Genomic DNA, 23,410 nt, shown 5'->3' with positions numbered 1-23,410 from the left:
TAATGGGAAAATCTTTCTTTATTGTTGCTGCACTTGTATTAACCTTAGGGTGTGCAAAAGCGCAGGTGGACCCTGTATCGCCACTGAATTCAGTGGACTTCGAATCCATTACACTGAAGATAGGTGGCAAGCACTATGAAGTTGAGTATGCCAATACCTTTGAGCAACGCGCGCAGGGCCTTATGTTTCGCAAAGCCTTGTGCGAAAACTGTGGTATGTTTTTTAAGTTTTCTAGCCCTAAATTAGCGGGCATGTGGATGAAAAACACCTTTGTTCCCCTAGACGTAGCATTTATCGACAGAAATGGCGTAATAACGGATATAAAACCTCTCACTCCCCATAGTTTGGAGTCGGTCGGATCATCGAAAGAGGTACTTTACGCGTTGGAAATGAACCAAGGGTGGTTTGCCGAGAATAATATTAAAGTAGGCGACCAAATAACGATTGATTAACCGTGCAAAAAGCACGGTTGCTGCTAGCGAAAAGCTAGTTTTATTCTGGAGTTAAATATAGTGACAAATGCCTTATCGATAGCTAAGTTCGGTGGAACTAGCGTAGCGAATTACGAAGTAATGCAAAACTGCGCCCGAATTGTTGCCGGTAATGAAAATACACGCATTGTGGTAGTGAGTGCTTCAGCAGGGGTAACAAATCACCTTGTTAGCTTAGCGCATACTCCAATGACGCAACAGCAAATTGAAGAAACCTGCCAAGCCATTGTTGATATAGAACACGCTATTCTCAATAAGCTTAAAGACAAAGATGCAATAGAGACCAAACTTAACGATTTGCTAGAAGAAATGCGTAGCTTAGCGTTTCACGAAGAAATTCTTCACCGCGATGATTTGAAAGATCAGCTGCTATCTATGGGTGAGCGAATGTCATCATTGATGTTCTCATCAGTACTTGCAGAGCAAGGCGTGAAAACCATGAACTTTGATGTTCGCAAAGTACTTCGTACTGACAGCGAATTCGGTGAAGGCGCGCCTCAAATAGAAGAAATTGAAAAACTTGCCAAACAGTTGCTGGCGCCCGAAATTAAAGACGCTATTGTAGTTACACAAGGCTTTGTTGGTGCAGATGAAGAAGGCCGCACTACAACGTTAGGTCGTGGTGGCTCTGATTTTACGGCTGCACTACTTGCTGAAGCGCTTGATGCAGAATCGTGCGAGATTTGGACTGATGTAACGGGTGTGTACACAACTGATCCGCGCATTACTCCTGCTGCCCATCCGCTGCCTGAACTGAGCTTTGAAGAAGCGGCGGAAATGGCCACCTTTGGTGCTAAAGTGTTGCACCCTGCCACTATGGAGCCAGCTCTACGTAAAGACATTAAAGTGTTTGTAGGGTCAAGCAAAGAGCCTGAAAAGGGTGGTACATGGATTGTGCGTGATTGTGAGCACGAACCACCGTACCGTGCTATTACTCGCCGTAAAGAGCAAGTAATGGTGACAGTGAAAACACCGAAAATGATGTACGCGCAAGGCTTCCTACAGCAGGTATTTGCTATCATCGCTAAGCATAAGCTGAGTGTTGATTTGGTAACAACATCGGAAATCTCGGTATCTTTTACTCTTGATAACCCAGCTAACTCTGTAGCCCAGCGTTTGAATAAAGAGACCATCGCCGAGCTTGAAACTATCTGTGACGTTAAAGTGGAAAAAGGTTACGACCTTGTCACTGTTGTAGGTAACAACATGCAAACGGCAATTGGAGTTTCTAGCAAGATTCTATCTGCGGTATCTGATTTCAATCTGCGTATGATTTGCTTTGGTGCTAACCCGCACAACTTATCATTCTTGGTCAACGAGACCGACAGTGACGACGTGGTTCGCAAGCTGCATTCGGCATTGTTTGAATAAGTCTAGGTTTGCGTAAAGCGTAAAAAAAACGGTCGCCTCAAGGCGACCGTTTTTTTTATTACTCTTAGAATATTAAACTTTAAACTGCCTGATAGACTGCTGTAGCTCTTCGGCAAGACGTGCCACTTCATGGCTAGACTCAGATGTTTGCTGTGCACCCGAAGTTGTCTCTTCTGCAATGCTCACAATAGTTTCAAGCTTTTCACTGATTTCTTGCGATACCGTATTCTGTTCACGGGCAGACTGCTCAATTTGAGAGCTAACGTCATGGGCTTTGTGAACCGCGTCGGAAATAATATCTAGCGCTTGCGTGGCTTTTTCAGTTTGTGCTACACATGCTGCAGTTTGCTCTTTACCTTGATCCATCACAGATACCGCTTTTTCAGCCCCAGCTTGAAGCACTTCAATCATGGCGTTGATCTCTTGCGTCGACTCCTGTGTTCGGCTCGCAAGGGTTCTCACTTCATCTGCAACTACCGCAAAGCCTCGCCCTTGTTCACCTGCACGGGCAGCTTCGATAGCGGCGTTCAATGCAAGTAAGTTAGTTTGGTCGGCAACACCGCGAATAACGTCAAGAATGCCACCAATGCTCGCGCTATCTTGATGAAGCTTATTAATAACGTCGGCTGCTTCTTGTACATCTCGAGATAGGATTTCAATAGTATTTTTGTTCTCTAGCGAGATTTGGCGAACATTTTCAGCTTCAGCATCTGCATGGCGAATCTGGCTAAGTGTGTCTTCCGCACTTTGCACAACAAGCTGCGAGGTTGAATGCATTTCTGTTGTAGCTGTTGCGACCTGGCCAATTTGTGATTTCTGATCCTGAATAGAGTGGGTGGTTTGTGCCGTCACTGCTGATGTTTGTTCCGACGCTGCAGCTAGCTGCTCTGCCCGAACATTGATGGCGGTAATAAGCTCTTTGAGGTTGCCAATTAGCGTATTACAGTTTCTTGCTAATAGCCCAAACTCGTCTTGTGCTGAATCGTCTAGGCGATGAGTAAGGTCACCTGATGAAGCAACAGTGAGTAGCTCGTTTACGCGATAAAGTGGGCGTGTAATTGCGCGAACTGTGACGTAACCAATGAACGCTGCAACAGCAATAGAGATGATTACAACAACGATAACAAAGGTGTTACCTGTTGTAATAGCACCATTTACTTGGCTCTCTATATGAGACGCTTTTTTATCAGCAAGATTAAGCAGGTTTTCAAGTTCGATAACCCCTTGAGTGATATTTGAATCTGAAGCGTTAAGTGCCTTTTCTGCGTCATTTCTACGCTCTAGGCGATCGACATGAAGCTGTACTACACCATCATTAGCTTTAATGGCGTTGATGGCATCGTTAACCAAGTCGTTAATATCATCAAGCGTACCTGAATCATCACGACCGCCCGCAGCTTCAACCATATCGCTTAGCTGGGTAACCACCTTTTCAACGACAAGATCAACTTCGTTACCTAATGTCTGCGAACGTACTAATGTCTCGGTTTTTATATATTCATATGAAACAGTTAAAAGAGAAAGTAGTGAGGTCTCAAGCTGGCCGCCGATCTCAGCTGCACGTCTAAGATTAGGATCGCGCTGCACTGAATCTAAGTCCGAAAAATCCAAAAGGTAGGTGGAGGCATCGTCTGCGTTATCTTCAGCATCACCTAGTCTGTCTTGTATATTGTTGCGCAAGTCGAGGTACATTTTGTGATTCTTGTACATAGCCTCAACATTAGTGATATACGCATCATAAGATTCACGAACACTGTTTAACGTGTTTCTTAGCTCTGGCTCATTACTAACGGCTTGCGCTAGCTTGTTGTACTCATTTTCAAAGGTGTCTTGGGCAGAGTTAAATGACGCTCTTTTGTTCTTAAGATCACTTAAATCTTCTTCGATATAGCTTTCGAAGGTAAGTCGACCCATATTCAGGAAGCTTGCTTTGAGTGCATTACTGCCTGCTACCGTGGGCAAGGCAACGTCATTTACTTCCTCTGTTGCAGAGCCTATGGAATTGAGGTTATAAAGTGAGACAACACTTATAACGATTAGAAGTGCGCTAATCGCTACAAATCCCCCGATTACGCGTGTGGCTACCGTTATTTTCATCGGAACTCCTGGATGAGTGTTTTTTATTTTTATCCCTAACGATATTACCCGCCTCAGCTAACAAAATATAGCACTTATAAAGTGATGCATGCTTGAATGCTGAGCAGGTAACGAAACATCATCGTTACTTTTACAAGTAAGTGTATCGGCTACAAAGACTTAATGTTTATTTTATTTAGCACTTAAGTCTGATTGTTATTACTGGTACAACCAGTTTGACCGAAAAAAGCAGGCTCTTCCGCGGATAAGTTTCGTATCTGTAGGCGTGTATATAATAATGATTCTATGCCGGTACGCTAATCAAAGTTGCGGTATCTAAATTCAATAGCGTCATACTTTGCCCCCACACGTAGCCAGTATCTAAACCAACAAACTGTGAGTTATTTGTATGTCCTGATAGCGCGGCCCAGTGTCCGAAAATTACTCGCTGGCTAGTTGTGAACTTTGTGTTTTCTATTTCAAACCAAGGCTTTAAGGTGCTATTAGCACTACTAGAAACAGTACTAGGATGAGACTTATTGTCAAAGTCGAGGGTGCCATCGGTATGAACAAACCGCATGCGCGTACACGCATTCACAATAAAGCGCAGTCGCTCGTCACCTTTAAGTTTATCTGACCAGTTGTAGGGTGTATTTCCGTACATCTTTGAAAGAAAAGTGGCGTAATCAGCGGACTTAAGGATGTTGCAAACTTCATCACTAAGTGAAACGCACTCATCAATAGACCACTTAGGATAAAGTCCCGCGTGGACCATCACAGAGTTTTCATCTAATTTCATCGCTAGAGGAAACTGCCGCAACCAATCAACCAGTTCGTTTAAATCCGAAGCGTTAAGAAGCGGGTCTAACTTATCTGACTTTTTGGCTTTACGGATGTCGTTAACAACGGCGAGTAAATGTAGGTCGTGGTTACCTAAAACACTATTAAACTGGCTGCCAAGAGATTTCAGAAAGCGCAATGTGCTAAGCGAATCTTCTCCTCTTGCAACCAAGTCACCGACAGCAAACAGCTTGTCGTTTGTCTCGTCAAATTCTACTTTATCCAATACGCGACGAAGACCGTCATAACAGCCCTGAATATCGCCAATGACGTAGGTGTTACCTTTAGACATAGAAACCTTAATGAAGAATGCTTGGAATGGCTAGGCGAAATACGTTTATAGGAACGCGAAAACGCTCACCGCTTTCTAGTTCCATTACATAGTAGCCTTCCATATTGCCAACCGGTGTGTCAATGACTGCGCCACTGGTATAGTCAAAATGTTCACCAGCTTTCATTATAGGCTGTTTTCCTACCACTCCATCACCCTCTACTTCTGACGTTTTACCGTTAGCGTCGGTTATCTTCCAATAGCGACTAAGCAGTTGGACGGTATGCTCACTATTGTTTTCAATAGTAATGTGGTAGGCAAACGCGAACTGCTTAGAATCTGAGGGCAGGTGGTCAGGAAGGTGACGGGTTTTCACCCGCACCTTTATATCAAGTACATCCATAGAGGAACTTATTGCTCTTGTTGGTGCTCTTTTGCCGATACAGCGTTAGCTATAGTGGCAAAGTCGTTAAGCGATAACACTTCTGCGCGAGAAGTTGGATCTAACCCTAACTCACGGATTTCTTCCTCACTTAAGCTGTCTTTCAGTGAGTTACGAATAGTTTTTCGGCGTTGATTAAAAGCCTGTGCACAAACGCGCTCAAGGGTATTTACTGATTCAACATCAACGGGTGGAGCTTGATGTGGAACTAGTTTTACAACGGCCGAGTCTACCTTCGGAGGTGGCTTGAAGGCACCTGGCGGAACATTCAAAACAGGGATCACGTGGCAATAGTACTGGGCCATTACTGAAAGCCTGCCGTAATTTTTAGATCTCGGTCCAGCAGCTAGTCGGTTCACCACCTCTTTTTGAAGCATAAAATGCATGTCTTCGATGCAATGAGCATGATCAAAAAGGTGGAACATTAGCGGCGTTGAAATGTTGTAAGGCAAGTTACCAAATACACGAAGCTTCTTGTCTTTTATTGGCATTTCTTTGCATAGTGCGCCGAAATCCATCGTCATCGCGTCTTGTTCAATAACGGTTAGTTTTTCACCGTTAAATGGGTGGTGTCGCAGACGTTTGGCAAGGTCGCGGTCAAGTTCAATGACCGTTAATGCGTCAACTTCTTCACAAACAGGGTCTGTTAATGCGCCTAAACCTGGTCCAATTTCTACCAGGTTTTGCTCACTTTTTGGCGCGATGGCTGCAACAATTTTACCTATCACGTAGTCATCGTGTAAGAAATTCTGCCCGAATCGCTTTCTGGCCGTATGGCCTAAATGTGTTTTACTCATTGTTGATGATGTGCAAGCTCAATGGCTTTTTCCAATGCTTTTCTGAAACTACCGGCGTCGGCTTCACCTGTACCTGCTAAATCTAATGCAGTACCGTGGTCGACTGAAGTGCGAACAAAAGGTAATCCTAATGTGATATTCACTGACGCCCCAAAACCCTTGTATTTTAGCACGGGTAAGCCCTGGTCGTGATACATAGCTAGCACAACGTCGGCATTTTCTAGGTATTTAGGCTGAAATATGGTGTCAGCGGGCAGGGGGCCGGTAATCTTAAGGCCTTCGTCTCTTAGCTCATTTAGCGCTGGGACGATAGTGTGGATCTCTTCAGTACCAATATGGCCATCTTCACCCGCATGCGGGTTTAATCCGCATACGTAAATGTGAGGCTCTTTAATGCCAAACTTTAGCTTTAGGTCAGTATTGATAATATGAATAACTTTGTGCAGGCGCTCGCGAGTGATTGCTTTTGCTACGTATTCAAGTGGGATATGAGTTGTAGCAAGCGCCACATTAAGCCCTTCAGTTGCCAACAGCATAACCACATCAATGGTATTGGACTGGTAAGCAAAAAACTCAGTATGGCCACTGAAGGATACACCGGCTTTGTTAATAATGCCTTTGTGCACCGGGCCAGTTACAACAGCGTCAAAATCGCCGTCCATATTGGCCTGGCACGCTTGGCGTAAGGTTTCGACCACATACAGCCCGTTTTCACTATCAAGGTTTCCGGGGATAACGTCAGTGGTTTTGTCTATCTGCTTAATAAACAACGAACCCGCAGCTTGTATCTGCGGGTTATTTTCGTCGTAATCGATTAACGTCAACGGAAGCCCTAGGGTGCTTGCTCGTGCTTTTAGCATGTCGCCATCGGCAAACACGACAAGCTGGGCTTGCCATGTTTCCTGGGCCAGTTTAATGATCAAATCTGGCCCGATACCGGCCGGTTCTCCCGGCGTTATTGCTATTTTAATTGGTGTGCTCATGAATAACTTATTATTAAGATTCGACAACTTCGACGTAAGCGGCATCACGCATCTCACGTAACCAGTTTTCGGTTTCTTCTGAAAATTTACGGTTAAAGATAAGCTGATATGCTTTATCTTCTTTACGTTTATCCGTTGCGTCATCCATGCGACGGTCGTTAAGTTGAATTAAGTGCCAGCCGTGAACAGTCCGCACTGGGTCGCTGTATTCGCCAGGTTCAAGCTGTGATAATGCTTCTTTAAACTCAGGTACATAATTACCTGGGTCAGACCAACCTAGTTCGCCACCGCGAAGGGCTGAGCCAGGGTCTTCTGAATATTCTTTAGCCAACTCTGCAAAGTCCGCTTCACCGTTTTTCAATTCTTCTTTGAAGCGCACTAGCATCTCTTTTGCTTTTTCTTCGCTCAAAATAATTGATGGCTTAACCAGGATATGACGTGAGTTCACTTCTTCCACGGTGACTTTCTCAATACCTCGAGTATCCAGTACTTTAAGAATGTGAAATCCTGCGCCGCTTCGGATTGGTCCAACAAGGGCGTCTTTATCTTTGCCCTGAATTGCTTCAGCAAATAGGGTAGGCATAGCATTAATGTTAAGCCAACCCATGTCACCACCTTCTAGCGCTTCGTTACCTGATGATGACGCAATGGCAATTTTAGCAAAATCAGAACCCGATTCTAATAAAGAGATAACTTTGTCTGCGCGCTCTCGTGCTGCCTGAATATCTTCGTCTGTTGGTTCAGGTGGGAAGCCAATAAGGATGTGACCTAATCGGTACTCTGCCTGCGTTGCACCTTGTTGTTCCATTAAATCAATTAACGTGTCTATTTCTTGGGGCGTGATATAAACACGGCGACGTACGTTAGCGCGGCGAACCTCACCCATAATAATTTCTTCACGAATATCTTCGCGATAGTCTTCGTATGCAATGCCTTCAGCAGTTAATTGTGCGCGAAGTTGCTCAATGGTTGCATTCTGATTAGATGCGATATTACCAATGGTTTGTTCTAGCTGGGGATCGCTAATACGAATACCCATGCGCTCAGCCATTTGTAGCTGAAGGCTCTTTGTAATTAAACGCTCAATAGCCTGTGTACGTAGCGCACGGTCTGAAGGCAGTTGTTGGTTGTTAGCTTCAGCGTTGCGTTTAACATCTTGTACAAGGGCATCAATTTCGCTTTCAAGTATAACGCCTTGGTCAACAATCACAGCTACGCGGTCTAGCATTACTTCTTGCGCCAAGCTGTTAAACGAGAGTAGGGCACCTAACATCAATGCACGGATAATGAACTTCATACACACTCTTTTATTATTGGTTAATTGCAATTAAGCGCCGATAAGCGCTCAACTGCGGGTTAATTTAAACTATAAGGCTGACGATAGCCAAACATACCGTCTCGAAGCATGCTTCTTTGGGTTCCCGACGAACCAATGCCTTTGAAAATAAATTGAAGCGACACACCAGAGTCAAAATCGTCCGTTGTCTGGACGCCACTGTCGTTGTAGCGGTTGTTCAGACTGCGCTGGGCGACAAGTCTAACTGCCCAGCAGCAAGACTCATATTGAATACCTGCGTAGGTTTCCACACTTCGATGGCGCTCTAAATCACGGTAAGTACGGCCAACCCATTGCCAATTCTCAGAAATTGGCCAGCTTGCTGAAATACCAATTTGATTAATGGTTTCACCACTCAGATCGCGAACGTAGCGATGACTTAATTGAATAAAGCGCGCGTCATCTTTACGGTATTCAATGCCCACGCTGCTCAGGTCAACTTTGTCTGTGTCAGTGGTAACCTGCACATCAGAATGGAAAAACCAATTTTGGTTAAAGCGCCAATCTACCTCTGCGGCAAGGGCTGAACGATCTTGATTTTTAGTTGCCGCAACCACTTTGTTATCTTCAAGGTAGAATATCTGACCCACACTAAGAACGAATTGTTCCCGATTGTTTTTATCTAACATGCGAGTGGTAGCACCAAGTGTAATCTGGTTGTTGTCGCTAATTCTATCAAGACCTGTGAACTCTTGACCTCGGAACAAGCCTTCTACATCGGTTAACAGCGGTGTTGAGTCATAAAAGCCAATGGCAGTTTGATCTTCATAAGACGTGTAAAGATACTGAATTTTGGGTTCAAGAGTCATCGACATATCGTCACTAAACCAAGATGTATCCCTTTCAAAGTACAGCGCACCGTAAAGGCGAGCCTGACCAAGGGTACGCTCTACGTCTTCTTCTAAATCAGTCCCTTCCACATTGTCTTGCTGATATACGGTTTGAAAAACCGTGGTTTCAGCAACAACTTCACCCCACGCCGCGCGAAGCGGTACAGAAAGCGTTGGCGCAATGTGGAATCGCGTTGCGGTGGGGGCAGTATCTAACGTGTTGTCGAAGTGGGCAACCTCAGAGTCAAGGTTGAACTCGAAATATTCGCCAAACGCTTTGTTGTAGTTAACTTTAATCTCTGGAACCGCGCGATAACTGTCTGCCGTGTCACCTAGCACTTCAAAATCTTTTATTTGCATATTGACCGAGAGATTTGGTGAGTAATAGCTCAATCCAATGTTTCGATACAAATGTGTATCTGCACGGCTGTAGTAATCTGAGCCCAGATCTACCAAATAGTTGTCATCACTAAGGCCATTAAAATCGATATTAAGTAGCCAGTTATCAGCAATTAACCCTTGATGCTCAAGGCGATAAAAATATCGGTCTGGATTACCCGAAATATCCGAGTCGCTTGGCAAATACTCAACGTAAGCTTTTCCCTGACTACGCTCTGTTAGATAACGAAATTCTGTATTTAACTGAAGACCGCGCAGCGTCATCAAGCGTGGGGATATGGTCATGTCGTAGTTAGGTGCAATATTCCAGTAAAAAGGCTGAGTGTAGTCTACGCCAGTTCGACTAGAGCTTGTCAGCTCGGGAAATAATAAGCCGGTTTGTCTCTCATTACTTACTGGAAACGCAAAATAAGGCAGATAAAATACAGGAACATCGGCAATATAGAAGCGGGTGTGTTTTGCTTGCCCCCATACTGTTCCTTTTTCTAAGCTGATTTCGCTGGCGCGAATCATCCAGTCTTCATCACCTTCTGGGCAAGTTGTGAAACTGACGTCTTTGAGTACTATGCCGGTTTCGGTATCTAGCACGATGTCTTTAGCGGCACCTTGTCCAACAAAACCCGTTAGTTTGTAGTGGGTATTTTGCATCTCTAAACGTTCTTCTTCAGAACGTAGCGTTACTGCATCACTTTCCACTTTGAGTTGTGCGTCTTGGTAAGTCACGTCACCCTTGGCAATCAGGTCCCGTCCACTAGTTGTTTCATTGACTTGCGCTTGAGAGGCGCTAATTACCGCGGTATCTGACGTTATGTCTACATTGCCAGAAAACAGCGCCACGGCATCTTGAATAATTTCCGTTCGATTAGCTTCAACCTTCACATGGCCTTTAGGCATCAATGCTTGGCTGCTAAAAGTAACAGGTTCGACCGAGCAGAATGCAAGAGGAGTTGCATCTGAGACTGATTGAGAATTTGAAGCTGTCGTTTCCTGTGCAAACGCGACAGTAGGCAAAAGAGTCGCGGAAACAAGCATGGCGCAGGTGTTTTTCATGCGTAAATGGGTGGCCTGTTTTGTTGTATGTTGCTTTTAAACCCACGTAAGACGACTTGCGTCTCGGTTAGTTCGACATAGCGATTAAAAAAACCAGTGATCGCGCCCTTTATTTCTTTCACTGTAATAAAGCGTCGAGCTCACTTGCTATAACTATTTTATTCAAGCGCTCAATTCTAAGCGCTTCTGTCGCAATTACCAACCATTCAGATAAAAAAATGCACTTTTATATGGGCAACACATCAAAGACAGCGGCAGTAAGCTTGATTTCGTTTTGCTTAAGCCCTAGTTAATTAACTTATGTATTTGATATGATGATGTACTTAACGCGCAGTGCACGGCGTGAACTAACGACAGTAACATCAACTTTCTAAACAGTGCACCAACGGAGAATGACGCGATGTCAATTTGGGGAAAAATCCTCGGCGCCTTGTTCGGCTTTATGTTTTTAAAAATACCAGGAGCGATCCTAGGGCTGGTAGTCGGACACTTTTTTGATAAAGCCTATCGCCAGGACTTTAATCAACTAGGTGGCTTTGGGCGCTTTTTTACTGATCAGGACAATTTAAAGCAGCAAGCCATTTTCTTCCATAGCTTGTTTAGTGCATTAGGTCATCTTGCTAAATCTGACGGTAAAGTGACTGATAGAGAAATTCAAATTGCTACGGCGTTAATGGACGAAATGCGCCTGACAGGCGATGCCCGCCGCGAAGCGCAAGATGCATTCAGAGAGGGCAAAGCACGAGACTTCCCTTTAGTTGATACGTTAAAAGGCTTCTATGATGCCAGCCACGGTCGTCGGGATATTCTGCAAGTGTTCTTGGAAATTCTTATTCAAGCCGCGTTTGCCGACGGTCAGCTTTCTCAAGAAGAATACAATGTACTGGAAAAAGTGGCGAAACCATTGGGTTTCAGGCGTCGTGATTTAGATTATCTTATTTCAATGTATGAAGCTGAAATTCGATTCAGGCAACGGGCACACTCAGGTGCAGGGCAACGTGCTCACTCGGGGTCAGGACAGCGGCACCGTGGACAGCAATCGGCCTACTCAGAACAGCAAAGCTTAGATGATGCCTATCGCATTCTAGGCGTAGCTGCATCTGACGATGAGAAAGTAATAAAGCGTGCTTATAGAAAGCGCATGGCTGAACATCATCCAGACAAGCTTGTATCTAAAGGCTTGCCGGAACAGGCGATGGAGATTGCCAAAAAGAAGGCGCAAGATATTCAGTCAGCTTACGAGTTGATTAAGCAAAAGCGTGGCTTCTAAATGGCAAAAATTGAACGTGAGTTAACCTACGTGCCTGCGGCAAGTCAGGCACATATTGATGGTTTTATTGAAATGTTGTGGCTCGAAAAAGGGCTGTCAGAACATACTCAGCAAAGCTATCGCACCGACCTCACTAAGCTTGCCATTTACAGCAACAATCAAGGTGTTAAGGATATTGCTGTGCTGACTACTGAACAGCTCCAAGATTACCTCGCCTATCGCCATGATAAAGGCCTGTCTACTCGCAGTACGCAACGCGCGCTTAGCGCCATTCGCGCCTTTTTTGTGTTTCTTATAAGTAAACAAATTCGCGTAGATAGTCCTGTTTCTGCGTTGTCCAACCCCAAAACACCAAAGGCCTTACCTTCTTCTTTAAGCGAGCAGCAGGTTGAAGATTTACTTAATGCCCCTTTAACTGACGACCCAATTGAATGCCGAGACAAAAGTATGCTTGAAGTCCTCTATGCTACGGGCCTGCGTGTGAGTGAGTTAATAGGGTTAACGATGGACCAAGTTAGCCTTCAACAAGGTGTGGTAAGAGTGGTAGGTAAAGGAAACAAAGAGCGTTTAGTCCCTCTGGGGGAAGATGCAATTGAATGGTTATTAACCTATATAAAAACTGCGCGGCCTATTCTTGCCACAAAGACTTCTGACGTCGTTTTTCTAAGCAAGCGCGGACAAAAAATGACGCGCCAAACATTTTGGCATCGCATTAAATACTATGCAGTGAAAGCAGGTATTGAACAGCATCTATCCCCCCACACACTACGCCATGCATTTGCTACGCATCTGTTAAACCACGGAGCAGATTTACGTGTAGTGCAAATGTTGTTAGGTCATAGCGATTTATCGACAACCCAAATTTATACCCATGTAGCGACAGAGCGACTGCAGACGCTTATTCATAGTCATCACCCCCGAGGCTAAAGAGTCAAAAAACACATTGAGTGAGAATGCTACAAACTGAGCCTTGTGTACGACGAGCCTCTGCTTATACATATATCAAATGAAAAGGGGTGTGATAGGATATAGCCGAAGAATTACTTTAGATTAAGCGTAGTAGGCTAATACTGAGGTGTGTAGTTTATTAATCTCAAGGTTACCTCGATGGCATTCTGTTACAGCGTAAATGCACAGATAAACAAAAAATTAGCGTGAAAAGTGCAATTTTTTGTTAAGTTCATCGGTCTGAAAGTAATAAGTATGAAAATGTTTAGTGGTTGCCGAAAAATACATGTTTAGGCAGCTACAATCTAAGCCAAGTGAGTACAAACAAGCTCAAATGGCAGTATGGAGAGTATTTAGTGAAAGCAGTAAAGAAGATTTTGTTAGCCAGCGTTGTAGCGGCAGGTTCTCTATTAGGGTTAAGCGCGCAAGCTGCTGACGAAGCCGCTATCCGCGATAAATTAACGTCAATGCTTGGGCTAGATGTAGAAACCATTGCCGATTCTCCTGTATCTGGCTTAGTTCAAGTATCTACAAACCGCGGCTTGTTTTATATAAGTGAAAATGGACAATATTTGCTACAGGCTCGCGTTTTTAACATTGATGAAGAAATGCGCAACGAAACAGAGCTGGCCCTTTCAGGCCTGCGTAAAGAGGGCGTTGCATCAATGGAATCGTCGTCTATTACGTTCAAAGCGGAAAACGAAAAGCACGAAATAAGCGTGTTCACAGACATCACCTGCGGCTATTGCCGTAAATTTCATAACGAAATTGACGAACTTAACGATGCCGGTATTACGGTTCATTACCTAGCGTTTCCACGTTCAGGGCTAAATAGCCAGAACTATGAAGATATGGTGTCAGTATGGTGCGCTGAAAACCCGCAAAGCGCATTAACAAAAGCTAAAGCAGGCAACGATGTGGCAAGCGCTAGCTGCAAAAACAAAGTGGCAGAACAATATATGCTAGGCCAAAAACTAGGGGTGAACGGCACACCTAATATCGTGTTGCCTGATGGTTCATTGATTCCTGGTTACCAGCCAGCCGCATTGCTGGCAAAAGCGTTAGAAGGCGAAGAGTAGTCATTTAAACTTCCTAGTTTCTGACATGAAAAAACGCACGCACTGTGCGTTTTTTTGTTTTCTGCGGTATGATTCATCGCGTTATTTTCTTACGTTCTTTCGTATGGTTTCACTTTGCAGTTAGCGCAGAACTTCTATTTGAAAATTTTTATTCTTTAACGAATATGTTCAATTTGAATTTGCCTAAACTTGATTTGTATCAACTGTTTAAGACAACTGCAATCACAGTATTGGTTTAGTGGTATTTCATGATTTTGCCTATTGTTCGCCGTGAGGTCTCCGGCCCCTCGTTAAGTTCCGACTTACACCCTGTTATCGACAGAATTTATCGCGGTCGTAATATTGCGAATATGGATGACTTGGAGAATGGCCTTAAAGGGCTTACGCACTTCAACGTATTAAAAGGGATGCCTCAAGCCGCGCAAATCCTTGCCAATGCCGTTGTGCAAAATAAGCGCGTTATCATAGTGGGCGATTTTGATGCCGATGGCGCTACCAGTACATCGGTATGTATACTGGCGCTTCGAGCCATGGGCTATCACAACGTTGATTTCTTGGTACCTAACCGCTTTGATTTTGGCTATGGGCTTAGCGTGCCTATTGTCGATGAGGCAGCCAAACTAGGTGCCGAGGTTATTGTAACCGTGGATAACGGCATATCTTGTATTGACGGTGTAACCCACGCAAAATCCTTAGGTATGCAGGTTGTAGTGACCGACCACCACTTGCCAGGTGATACATTACCGCCAGCTGATGCGATAGTGAACCCTAACCAACCTGGCTGTGAATTTCCTTCTAAGAATTTGGCTGGGGTAGGTGTTGCCTTTTATATCATGCTTGCACTTAAAGCCGAGCTACAGCAGCAAGGGCATTTTGAGAAAGTAGGTATTGCACCACCTAACTTAGCGTCGCTACTTGATATTGTTGCGGTTGGCACCGTGGCCGACGTGGTGGTTTTAGATAAAAATAACCGAATTTTAGTTCATCAAGGCCTTCAGCGTATTCGAGCTGGTAAGTGTCGACCTGGCATCAAAGCATTGATCGAAGTAGCCAATCGCGAGTGCGCGCACCTAACCTCCACCGATTTGGGCTTTGTAGTAGGCCCACGACTTAATGCCGCCGGTCGTTTAGACGATATGTCGCAAGGCATTGCTTGCTTATTAGAAGATGAAACCATTCAAGCGCGTATGATAGCGGCAGAACTCGACGCCCTCAACAAGGAACGCCGTGAAATTGAAACCGGCATGAAAGCGCAAGCCGAGACTGTATTAGAGCAGATGGCGCTGGATGAAGGCGATATGCCGAGCGCACTGGTGGTTTATCGCGAAGACTTTCACCAAGGCGTGATCGGTATTGTGGCAGGGCGTTTAAAAGAGAAATATCTCAAACCTGTTATCGCTTTCGCTCATCAAGACGATATTGTGATTAAAGGCTCAGCGCGCTCAATTCCTGGCGTGCACATTCGCGATGTACTTGATGAAGTAAACACACGCTTCCCTGGCGTTATCGAGAAATTTGGTGGGCACGCCATGGCCGCAGGATTGAGCTTGCCTGTCTCAAAGCTTCCAGATTTTGAACGGGCTTTTGTTGATGTTGCTCGTACCCATATGGAAAAGCTTGATGGCAATCATGCATTGCTCTCTGATGGTGATTTATCTTCAGAAGAATTGTGTTTGCCTTTTGCGCATTTATTGCGCCAGGCAGGTCCGTTTGGGCAGGGCTTTGAATCACCGTTATTTGATGGAGAATTTACGCTTCTCGATCAGCGCCTAGTGGGACAAAAGCACCTTAAGATGGTGTTGAAAAGTGACGGCGCCAATGAAGTAGACGCTATTGCGTTTAACATTGATTTGAAAGCATGGCCCAATGCCATGGTAAAACGTGTACATATTGCTTACCGCCTGGATATCAATGTTTTCAGAGGGCAAGAAACTGTTCAGCTTATAATTGAGCAAATAGAAGCGGTTTAAGCGAAGTTGATTTAGGTACAACATTGAGTCTTAGAAAACCTAGCTAGTTAAAAAGCGATACATGCTAAAGAACTAAAAAATAAGAAAAAAGAGGCAAGGGTGAAAAGCGAACGACAGAAGCTGGTGGAAAAGCATAGTCAGCTTAATCAAACCGATAACGTTAAAGTAATTTCTCACGTTCAGCGTGAAGAAAAAGACAGCGATTGGATACGCCATACCATTATGCTTGAAGGCATTGATGTCCCTTTTATTTACCGGCGAAAGCAGCAATATCAAAGCTTAAAAGGGGCAAGAGTAAACGTAACCTATTATCGCCATGTAGAAGAGGTGGCCGGCATTGAATTTGAAACCATGAAAGTGGTAAGAATTAAACGCAGCTAAATTGTTAACTAGCCCTTGCCGCTAATATAAACCTTTTTTGACTTACACCTTTTAACTTGCACCTAAATAGCTACCGATTCGGTACTAAACCATAGTGAACAACAATGAATAATGAATGGTTAAATGCCTATGTACTGCATAGACGCCCTTACAGGGAGACCAGCTATATTGTTGACTTTTTCACCCTGGAAGAGGGGCGTGTTAGTGCGGTAGCTAAAGGCGTGAAAAACAGTAAGTCAGATAAAAAGAGCCTGCTTCAACCTTTCCAGCATCTTCGCCTACAGCTAAGTGGAAAGTCAGAGTTAAAAAACCTACGTCACGTTGAAAGCGTCGCCCCGTCCATCAATCTTGTAGGCACAGCGCTATTTTGCGCCATGTATGTAAACGAGCTAACAAACCGCGTTATGCCGACCGGCCTCGCCAGCGACGGCGTACACAACGCTTATGAAAATGCATTACTGTCCCTTCGTGATAATAGCGACATAGAAGTGACCTTGCGACAGTTCGAATTTGCACTACTTGATGAAATGGGGTTACTGCCCGACTTCACTACTGACGTAGAATACGAAATGCCAATAGAAGAAACAGGTAGCTATAACTTTCAAATAGATGCGGGCTTTGTGCCTATTCCCGAAGATATGGCTGGTGCAAGGGGCATGCGTGGCTTCCCCGGGCAAGCGTTGCTCAGTTTGTCTCAGGGGGAGTTTACCCCGCTAAGCAAAAAGGTCGCTAAAGTGCTTTGTCGCGACTTGCTTAAACCACTCATCGGCGATAAGCCACTTAAAAGCCGCGAATTATTTATGCCGAAACATCGCTAGTGCGTTGATGTGTTCAGCCACTAATGAGGTGCAGCGCCTTTTGTTATAGTGCTCATATTCACGCTTCTTGCTTTCGACAAGAGCTGCTATCAACGCTAATAGCTTTAGATTATTTTCTCTTAACTCAAATGGTTAAACAGCACCTTCTATAAAAAAGTTTGCTACAATCACCACTTTCTAAATAAGGGTGTTGGCGCCCTTTAAATAATGTATTAAACATTAAGAGCGGGCATCTTCTTTCGCTCTTACAGGTTAGGTGGTGAAATGAGCACGATTCTATTAGGCGTTAACATCGACCATATCGCAACGCTTCGCAATGCGCGCGGTACACATTACCCAGACCCAGTGCACGCTGCTGACATTGCTGAGCGTGCAGGTGCAGACGGCATTACCGTTCACTTACGTGAAGATCGCCGTCATATCAAAGACCGCGACGTACGTATTTTAGCGCAAACCATTAACACCAGACTTAATCTGGAAATGGCAGTAACCGATGAAATGCTGGCTATTGCAGAAGAAGTAAAACCTGTTTTTTGCTGCCTAGTACCAGAAAAACGTGAAGAGTTGACCACTGAAGGTGGCCTCGATGTAGCGGGAAATTTCGAGAATATTAAAGCAGCGTGCGAGCGACTTGCTAATGCCAATATCTTAGTGTCTTTATTTATCGACGCAGATAAAGCACAGATCGATGCAGCGGCAGCATGTAACGCGCCTTATATTGAAATTCACACGGGCCAATACGCAGAAGCTACCAGTGAAGATGAGCAGCACAAAGAGCTGACTCGCTTAGTTGAAGGCATTGAGTATGCTGACAGTTTAGGGCTTAAGGTGAATGCGGGACATGGTCTGCACTACCACAATGTTAAGCCAATTGCCGCTATTCCTCAGCTGATAGAACTTAACATTGGTCACGCCATCATTGCTCGCGCTGCGTTTGACGGGCTTCACACAGCAGTGGCTGATATGCGTAAGCTAATGCTTGAAGCTCGCGCCGGCATTTAATTTAGAAGGGCAAATACAGCGTGGCGATTGCAGGGCTAGGTACTGACATTGTAGAAATTGCTCGCCTTGGTAAAGGCGAGAGCGCTAACGAACGTTTGGCAAAGCGTGTACTTACGCCTACCGAGTGGCAGACGTTTAGCGAGCACGCTACGCCCGTACGCTTTTTAGCAAAACGTTTTGCCGCTAAAGAAGCCGCGGTGAAAGCCCTTGGGACCGGTATTGGAAATGGGATTAGTTGGCAACACATAGAAGTGCGTAACAACGACCTTGGGGCGCCAGAACTACATTTTTCTGGTGAATTTGCTGCTATGTGTGAGGCAAGGGGCATTACCCGAAGCGTGATCAGCATTTCAGACGAGCAGCATTATGCCGTCGCCACCGTTATACTAGAATCCTAGTCATTTACAAAAACACGGCTTACTAAACCGCAGACCGAATTAGCCTAGGTAGATTACACCTATCTGGCCTGCGTTTATAAAAAACGCTACAAATATCAAACCACGCAAAGCAAGTTACCGGAGTCACACTTGGCAAACCTTTTTAAACAATCACGCAGCAAACAAAAAGGCAAAACGTCTTCCCACCTAGGTGGTAGTGCAAAAAAAGATAATGCCAGTGCGAATGCGCAGGTCGCAGGACTTCGGTTTGGAAAAGCTAACAAAGCCTCACAAGCCAGTAAGAAGATAAATTCCAATACGGTTACAATCGAAGATATCGACTGGATGGGCCATGGGGTAGTGCGCGGCAACCCCATGATGTTTGTTGAAGGTGCCCTAGTTGGTGAAACCTGCGACATTGAGGTGCTAACGAGCAAAAAGAAAGTCATTAACGCTAAAGCGACAAATATTCATTCGCCAAGTGATGAAAGACAAGCGCCTTTCTGCCCTGTGTTTGATGCATGTGGCGGGTGTCAGCTACAGCATATAAAGCCCGATGCTGCCCTCAAGCAAAGAGATAACGCCCTTAAAGTGATGATGGAACGTCAATTGGCAATGAAAGCAGGCGTTTGGCAAGCGCCGTTAGTGGGGCCACGTCCTCAATATCGCAGAAAAGCAAGATTGGCTATCGATGCCCGCAACCCAAATCAAATTAAGTTAGGCTTTCGCGAAGCGAACAGCAACAAAGTAACCAATGTGGATACCTGCCCAATTTTGGTTGACCCTTTATCTAATATCATTGGCCCTTTGCGAGACGCGCTCACAGGGTTTGAGTCAGCTCGACATATTGGGCATATAAGCTTCATTGCAGGCGATAACACTTCGCACCTTGTTATTAAACATACTAAAGCCCTTGAAGCTGAGCTTATTGATACGGTGAATGCACTAATCAACGAGTACTCTCTTGCAAATGCCAATAAAATAGAGTTGAAGCTAGAAAACAAGCAAGGGCAAATTCGAAGTGTAGGGCATGGCACTGATTTGGCTATGACCACGTTAAATGACTGCTCTATTTCACCAAGTGCTAATGACTTTGTTCAAATAAACAAAGTGGTTAACGAAAAAATGATTTCCCAAGCAATGGACTGGCTAAACCCACTGCCCAACGAACGTATAGCCGATTGGTTTAGCGGGCTGGGCAATTTTACCTTACCTATTGCTAAGTCAGGTGCTAGGGTACAAGCGATAGAGGGTGTGGCAGAGATGGTGCGCCGCGCCAAAGACAATGCACGGCAACAGGGCATTGAAAATGTGGAGTGGCTGCATTTAGATTTGACTGATAAGACCAACGTCGAGGCTTCATTGCAGCTAGGCTTTGATAAGGTACTACTAGACCCTTCAAGAGAAGGGGCATTGACCGTTTGTCATGCGCTTGTAAAAGCACTACCAAAAACGATAGTGTATGTTTCTTGCAACCCTAGTACATTTTCTAGAGACGCAAAAGTGTTGATAGACGGAGGTTATGAAATGGAAAAAGCGGGCGTAGCAGAAATGTTCCCCTTCACCCATCATATGGAAATGATGGCCTTGTTTACGCGAAAGCAGCAGTAACGAGTAAAGGATATGGTATCAACAAGAAAGGTCCACGAAGCAGACCGGCCCCCCTTTGAAGCCTGGCTAGACAGCCTTGAATTGAGTGCAGAAACAAAAGATAAGCTCAGTGCAGTATCTTCCATTCCAGAGCGGCTATTGGTTGGTCAGGAAATGGTTGAGATTTTGTGTCAGCTCAATATGGATGACGCAACGCTTCAGGCTGCTTTGGTTTTCCCTTATTGCGAGCAGCACGCCTTAAGTGAAGATGATATTTATGAAGAGTTTGGCGGGGAAATACGCGACCTGATTGTTGGCGTGCGCCGAATGGATGCCATTAAATCGTTACATGCCCGTAAAGTGAACGGCGCTGGCTTTGCTGAAAGGTCAGACGAGCAGCATATAGACAGCATTCGTCGTATGCTCCTTGCGATGGTAGAAGACGTACGCGCCGTTGTTATTAAGATGGCTGAGCGTATTTGTGCACTGCAACAGGTTAAAAAAGCTGATGAAGAAACCCGCGTTATGGTGGCTCGCGAGTGCGCCAGTATCTATGCGCCATTGGCAAACCGCTTGGGCATTGGCCAATTAAAGTGGGAACTTGAAGATCTCGCGTTTCGTTACTTACACCCTGTTACTTACAAACAAATTGCCAAGCAGTTAGACGGTAAGCGTAGAGAGCGCGCTGAATACATAGAAACTATTGTAGGCGACTTGCAAGGCTTGCTTGATGGCGAAGAGATCCGCGCTGAAGTTTACGGCCGCCCCAAGCACATATTCAGCATTTGGAAAAAAATGCAGAAAAAGCGTCTGACGTTTGAGCAGCTTTTTGATATTCGGGCAGTGCGTATTATTGCTGAGCGACTACAGGATTGCTACGCAGCGCTAGGGACTGTTCACGCCAGCTATAAACATTTACCTAACGAGTTCGACGATTATATCGCAACGCCTAAACCTAACGGTTACCAGTCTATTCACACGGTTATCGTGGGGCCTGAAGGGAAGTCGGTAGAGATTCAAATTCGCACGCAGAAAATGCATCAGGATGCAGAGCTGGGTGTGGCTGCTCACTGGAAATATAAAGAGGGCAGTACGGGCAAGCAGTCAGGCTATGACGAGCGTATAAACTGGCTTCGCCGCATACTTGCATGGCAAGAGGAAGTGGCTGAGTCTGGCGATTTGGTTGAAGAACTTCGTAGCCAGGTGTTTGACGATAGAGTGTACGTGTTTACACCCAAAGGCGACGTTATTGACCTTCCTCAAGGCGCTACGCCTCTTGATTTTGCTTACTACATCCACAGCAATGTAGGCCACCGCTGTATTGGCGCAAAAGTGAATGGGCGAATAGTACCTTTCACTTACTTACTGCAAAGTGGCGACCAGATAGAAGTACTCACCGGAAAAGAGCCGAACCCAAGTCGCGACTGGATGCACCCCGGCCTTGGCTATGTGCATTCATCGCGAGCGCGAGCCACTATCCATTCCTTCTTTAAAAAGCAGGACAGAGATAAAAACCTTGCTGCTGGTAAAGAGCTGCTAGAGCGCGAACTTCAGCGTGCTCATTTGCCCGCCAAAGTACCTAACGAGGCGTTTGAGAAGTTTAACTTACAAACCCTTGATGACTTGTACACCGCGGTAGGTGCCGGTGATGTGCGCGTTATGCAGGTGATTAACTTTATTCATCACTTGCAAGATCCTCCAGCCCCTGAGCCTGAAATTAGCCCTAAGGTGAAAACACGCAAGACTGCGGCAGGCACGGGCAAAAAAGACGCCGTAGTCGTGCAGGGCGTGGGTCACTTAATGAGTCAGCTGGCTAACTGCTGTAAGCCAGTTCCGGGCGAAGCTATTTTAGGCTATATCACGCAAGGCCGCGGTGTAAGTGTTCACAAAGAAAGTTGCAGTCAGCTGCAGCACTTGTTGTCACAGCACCCTGAGCGTCAGATCGAAGTGAATTGGTCACATGAGCTTAAAGTGGGTTTTGAGACGGGCATTGATATATTTTGCCACGATAGAAATGGCCTGTTGCGCGACATTACTACTGTGTTGGCGAATGAAAACGTACCGCTTTTAGGCGTAAACAGCTTAAGTGATAAAAACAGGCAGACGGCACTAATTACCATATCTATCGAAGTTAATGACCTTGAAAGAGTGTCAAAAGTGTTAACCCAATTGCGACAACTTAAAGGCGTGACGGATGCAAAACGCAAGCAAAGCTAGCCTTGGCGAAATGCAGCGGCTGCTTGACATTATGACGCAGCTGCGCGACCCGCAATCTGGATGTCCGTGGGATGTGAAACAAACCATGGAAAGCCTAACTCGCTACACCATAGAAGAGGCCTACGAAGTGGCTGATGCTATTGCCGCTGGTGATATGCACGATATCAAAGATGAGCTCGGTGACTTGCTGTTTCAAGTAGTGTTTTACGCGCAAATCGCCAGTGAATCGAGTGCATTTTCTTTTGACGATGTGGCACAGAGTATTAGCGACAAGCTGGTGCGTCGTCACCCCCATGTTTTTGGTGATAGTGCCAATAGCAATAACGGTTTAAATGAGACCGCGCTGAACGAACAATGGGAATCAATCAAGGCTGAAGAAAGACGCGCTAAACAAGCTTGTAATCACAGTGTTTTAGATAGTGTTCCGTCAGGAATGCCAGCACTGATGTACGCACAAAAGTTGCAAAAAGCCTGTGCAAAGGTAGGGTTTGATTGGCCTGATGCCGCACCTGTTATAGATAAGGTGCGTGAGGAAGTGGAAGAGATTCAGCAAGAGCTGGATTTAAAACAGCGAACACAAGAGGCACTGGGTACTGGTGTTGCACCGTTAAACAGTGGCGTGCCCGATAACCAACAAGCTATTGAAGAAGAAATTGGTGATGCGCTTTTTGCCATGGTTAATCTGGCAAGGCATTGCAAGGTGGATGCTGATACCGCCCTTCGCAACGCCAGTAACAAGTTTGCTAACCGTTTTAAAGGCGTAGAGCGCTTAGCGGCAGAGCAGGGCGAAAAGCTCGACGCATTGACGCTTGATGAAATGGAAGCGCTGTGGCAGCAGGTCAAGCAGTCGTCTAACACTAAGTAATTGTACG

General features: G+C 45.2%; 20 protein-coding genes. 13 read left to right on the top strand and 7 right to left on the bottom strand.

Annotation, left to right across the window (positions count from 1 at the left end; all coding sequences use genetic code 11):
• Nucleotides 1-2: 2 nt before the first annotated feature.
• Together ACXAER_RS06720 and lysC are read left to right on the top strand one after the other, a co-directional pair.
• A complete protein-coding gene (locus ACXAER_RS06720) occupies nucleotides 3-452 on the top strand; it encodes a DUF192 domain-containing protein (protein ID WP_474827753.1) in 450 nt (149 codons plus the stop codon).
• 60 nt (nucleotides 453-512) lie between these two features.
• The gene (gene lysC / locus ACXAER_RS06715) at nucleotides 513-1,862 is read left to right on the top strand and encodes a lysine-sensitive aspartokinase 3 (RefSeq protein ID WP_474827751.1); all 1,350 of its coding nucleotides are present in this window, start codon (nucleotides 513-515) and stop codon (nucleotides 1,860-1,862) included.
• A 72-nt stretch (nucleotides 1,863-1,934) separates the two neighbouring features.
• Here the strand turns inward: lysC and ACXAER_RS06710 are convergent, their stop codons facing one another.
• From ACXAER_RS06710 to ACXAER_RS06680, 7 genes are all read right to left on the bottom strand, one after another.
• The gene (locus ACXAER_RS06710; RefSeq protein WP_474827749.1) at nucleotides 1,935-3,959 is read right to left on the bottom strand and encodes a HAMP domain-containing methyl-accepting chemotaxis protein; all 2,025 of its coding nucleotides are present in this window, start codon (nucleotides 3,957-3,959) and stop codon (nucleotides 1,935-1,937) included.
• Between the two features lie 283 nt (nucleotides 3,960-4,242).
• The gene (locus tag ACXAER_RS06705) at nucleotides 4,243-5,070 is read right to left on the bottom strand and encodes a symmetrical bis(5'-nucleosyl)-tetraphosphatase (RefSeq protein WP_474827747.1); all 828 of its coding nucleotides are present in this window, start codon (nucleotides 5,068-5,070) and stop codon (nucleotides 4,243-4,245) included.
• Nucleotides 5,071-5,077: 7 nt separating this feature from the next.
• Nucleotides 5,078-5,452 (bottom strand): Co2+/Mg2+ efflux protein ApaG, encoded by a 375-nt coding sequence (gene apaG / locus ACXAER_RS06700; RefSeq protein ID WP_118490240.1) that lies wholly within the window; start codon nucleotides 5,450-5,452, stop codon nucleotides 5,078-5,080.
• Nucleotides 5,453-5,460: 8 nt separating this feature from the next.
• Entirely contained in the window at nucleotides 5,461-6,288 is an 828-nt protein-coding gene (rsmA, locus tag ACXAER_RS06695) for a 16S rRNA (adenine(1518)-N(6)/adenine(1519)-N(6))-dimethyltransferase RsmA (RefSeq protein WP_474827744.1), read from the bottom strand.
• Nucleotides 6,285-7,271 (bottom strand): 4-hydroxythreonine-4-phosphate dehydrogenase PdxA, encoded by a 987-nt coding sequence (gene pdxA, locus ACXAER_RS06690; RefSeq protein ID WP_474827742.1) that lies wholly within the window; start codon nucleotides 7,269-7,271, stop codon nucleotides 6,285-6,287. Before pdxA ends, rsmA begins: the two co-directional genes overlap by 4 nt.
• A gap of 13 nt (nucleotides 7,272-7,284) precedes the next feature.
• Complete coding sequence (surA, locus tag ACXAER_RS06685; RefSeq protein ID WP_474827740.1) at nucleotides 7,285-8,568, bottom strand: peptidylprolyl isomerase SurA; 1,284 nt, start codon at nucleotides 8,566-8,568, stop codon at nucleotides 7,285-7,287.
• Between the two features lie 59 nt (nucleotides 8,569-8,627).
• The gene (locus ACXAER_RS06680; protein ID WP_474827738.1) at nucleotides 8,628-10,886 is read right to left on the bottom strand and encodes an LPS-assembly protein LptD; all 2,259 of its coding nucleotides are present in this window, start codon (nucleotides 10,884-10,886) and stop codon (nucleotides 8,628-8,630) included.
• A gap of 400 nt (nucleotides 10,887-11,286) precedes the next feature.
• Here ACXAER_RS06680 and djlA point away from each other — a divergent pair, with 400 nt between their 5' ends.
• The 11 genes from djlA to mazG all read left to right on the top strand — a co-directional run bounded on the left by djlA (nucleotide 11,287) and on the right by mazG (nucleotide 23,403).
• Nucleotides 11,287-12,156, top strand: a complete 870-nt coding sequence (djlA, locus tag ACXAER_RS06675; protein ID WP_474827736.1) for a co-chaperone DjlA — start codon at nucleotides 11,287-11,289, stop codon at nucleotides 12,154-12,156.
• Nucleotides 12,157-13,083 carry a site-specific tyrosine recombinase XerD gene (gene xerD / locus ACXAER_RS06670; RefSeq protein ID WP_179982414.1) on the top strand — a complete coding sequence of 309 codons (927 nt, stop codon included), beginning with the start codon at nucleotides 12,157-12,159 and terminating at the stop codon, nucleotides 13,081-13,083.
• Between the two features lie 377 nt (nucleotides 13,084-13,460).
• Nucleotides 13,461-14,183, top strand: coding sequence for a bifunctional protein-disulfide isomerase/oxidoreductase DsbC (gene dsbC, locus ACXAER_RS06665; RefSeq protein WP_474827734.1), 723 nt, complete (start codon nucleotides 13,461-13,463; stop codon nucleotides 14,181-14,183).
• 248 nt (nucleotides 14,184-14,431) lie between these two features.
• Nucleotides 14,432-16,153, top strand: coding sequence for a single-stranded-DNA-specific exonuclease RecJ (gene recJ, locus ACXAER_RS06660; protein WP_474827732.1), 1,722 nt, complete (start codon nucleotides 14,432-14,434; stop codon nucleotides 16,151-16,153).
• A 99-nt stretch (nucleotides 16,154-16,252) separates the two neighbouring features.
• Nucleotides 16,253-16,534: a hypothetical protein gene (locus ACXAER_RS06655; protein ID WP_474808637.1), complete on the top strand. Its 282-nt coding sequence runs from the start codon at nucleotides 16,253-16,255 to the stop codon at nucleotides 16,532-16,534.
• 104 nt (nucleotides 16,535-16,638) lie between these two features.
• Complete coding sequence (gene recO / locus ACXAER_RS06650; RefSeq protein ID WP_474827730.1) at nucleotides 16,639-17,352, top strand: DNA repair protein RecO; 714 nt, start codon at nucleotides 16,639-16,641, stop codon at nucleotides 17,350-17,352.
• A gap of 264 nt (nucleotides 17,353-17,616) precedes the next feature.
• The gene (gene pdxJ, locus ACXAER_RS06645; RefSeq protein ID WP_474827728.1) at nucleotides 17,617-18,354 is read left to right on the top strand and encodes a pyridoxine 5'-phosphate synthase; all 738 of its coding nucleotides are present in this window, start codon (nucleotides 17,617-17,619) and stop codon (nucleotides 18,352-18,354) included.
• A 20-nt stretch (nucleotides 18,355-18,374) separates the two neighbouring features.
• Complete coding sequence (gene acpS / locus ACXAER_RS06640) at nucleotides 18,375-18,752, top strand: holo-ACP synthase (protein WP_474827726.1); 378 nt, start codon at nucleotides 18,375-18,377, stop codon at nucleotides 18,750-18,752.
• 129 nt (nucleotides 18,753-18,881) lie between these two features.
• A complete protein-coding gene (gene rlmD / locus ACXAER_RS06635; protein WP_474827724.1) occupies nucleotides 18,882-20,342 on the top strand; it encodes a 23S rRNA (uracil(1939)-C(5))-methyltransferase RlmD in 1,461 nt (486 codons plus the stop codon).
• Nucleotides 20,343-20,354: 12 nt separating this feature from the next.
• A complete protein-coding gene (relA, locus tag ACXAER_RS06630) occupies nucleotides 20,355-22,538 on the top strand; it encodes a GTP diphosphokinase (RefSeq protein ID WP_474827722.1) in 2,184 nt (727 codons plus the stop codon).
• Nucleotides 22,516-23,403, top strand: coding sequence for a nucleoside triphosphate pyrophosphohydrolase (mazG, locus tag ACXAER_RS06625; protein ID WP_474827720.1), 888 nt, complete (start codon nucleotides 22,516-22,518; stop codon nucleotides 23,401-23,403). Before relA ends, mazG begins: the two co-directional genes overlap by 23 nt.
• Nucleotides 23,404-23,410: the final 7 nt, after the last annotated feature.

The sequence above is a fragment of the Alteromonas sp. AWJ4_199 genome (genome assembly GCF_056159165.1).
This window is presented reverse-complemented; position numbering and strand designations above follow the sequence as displayed.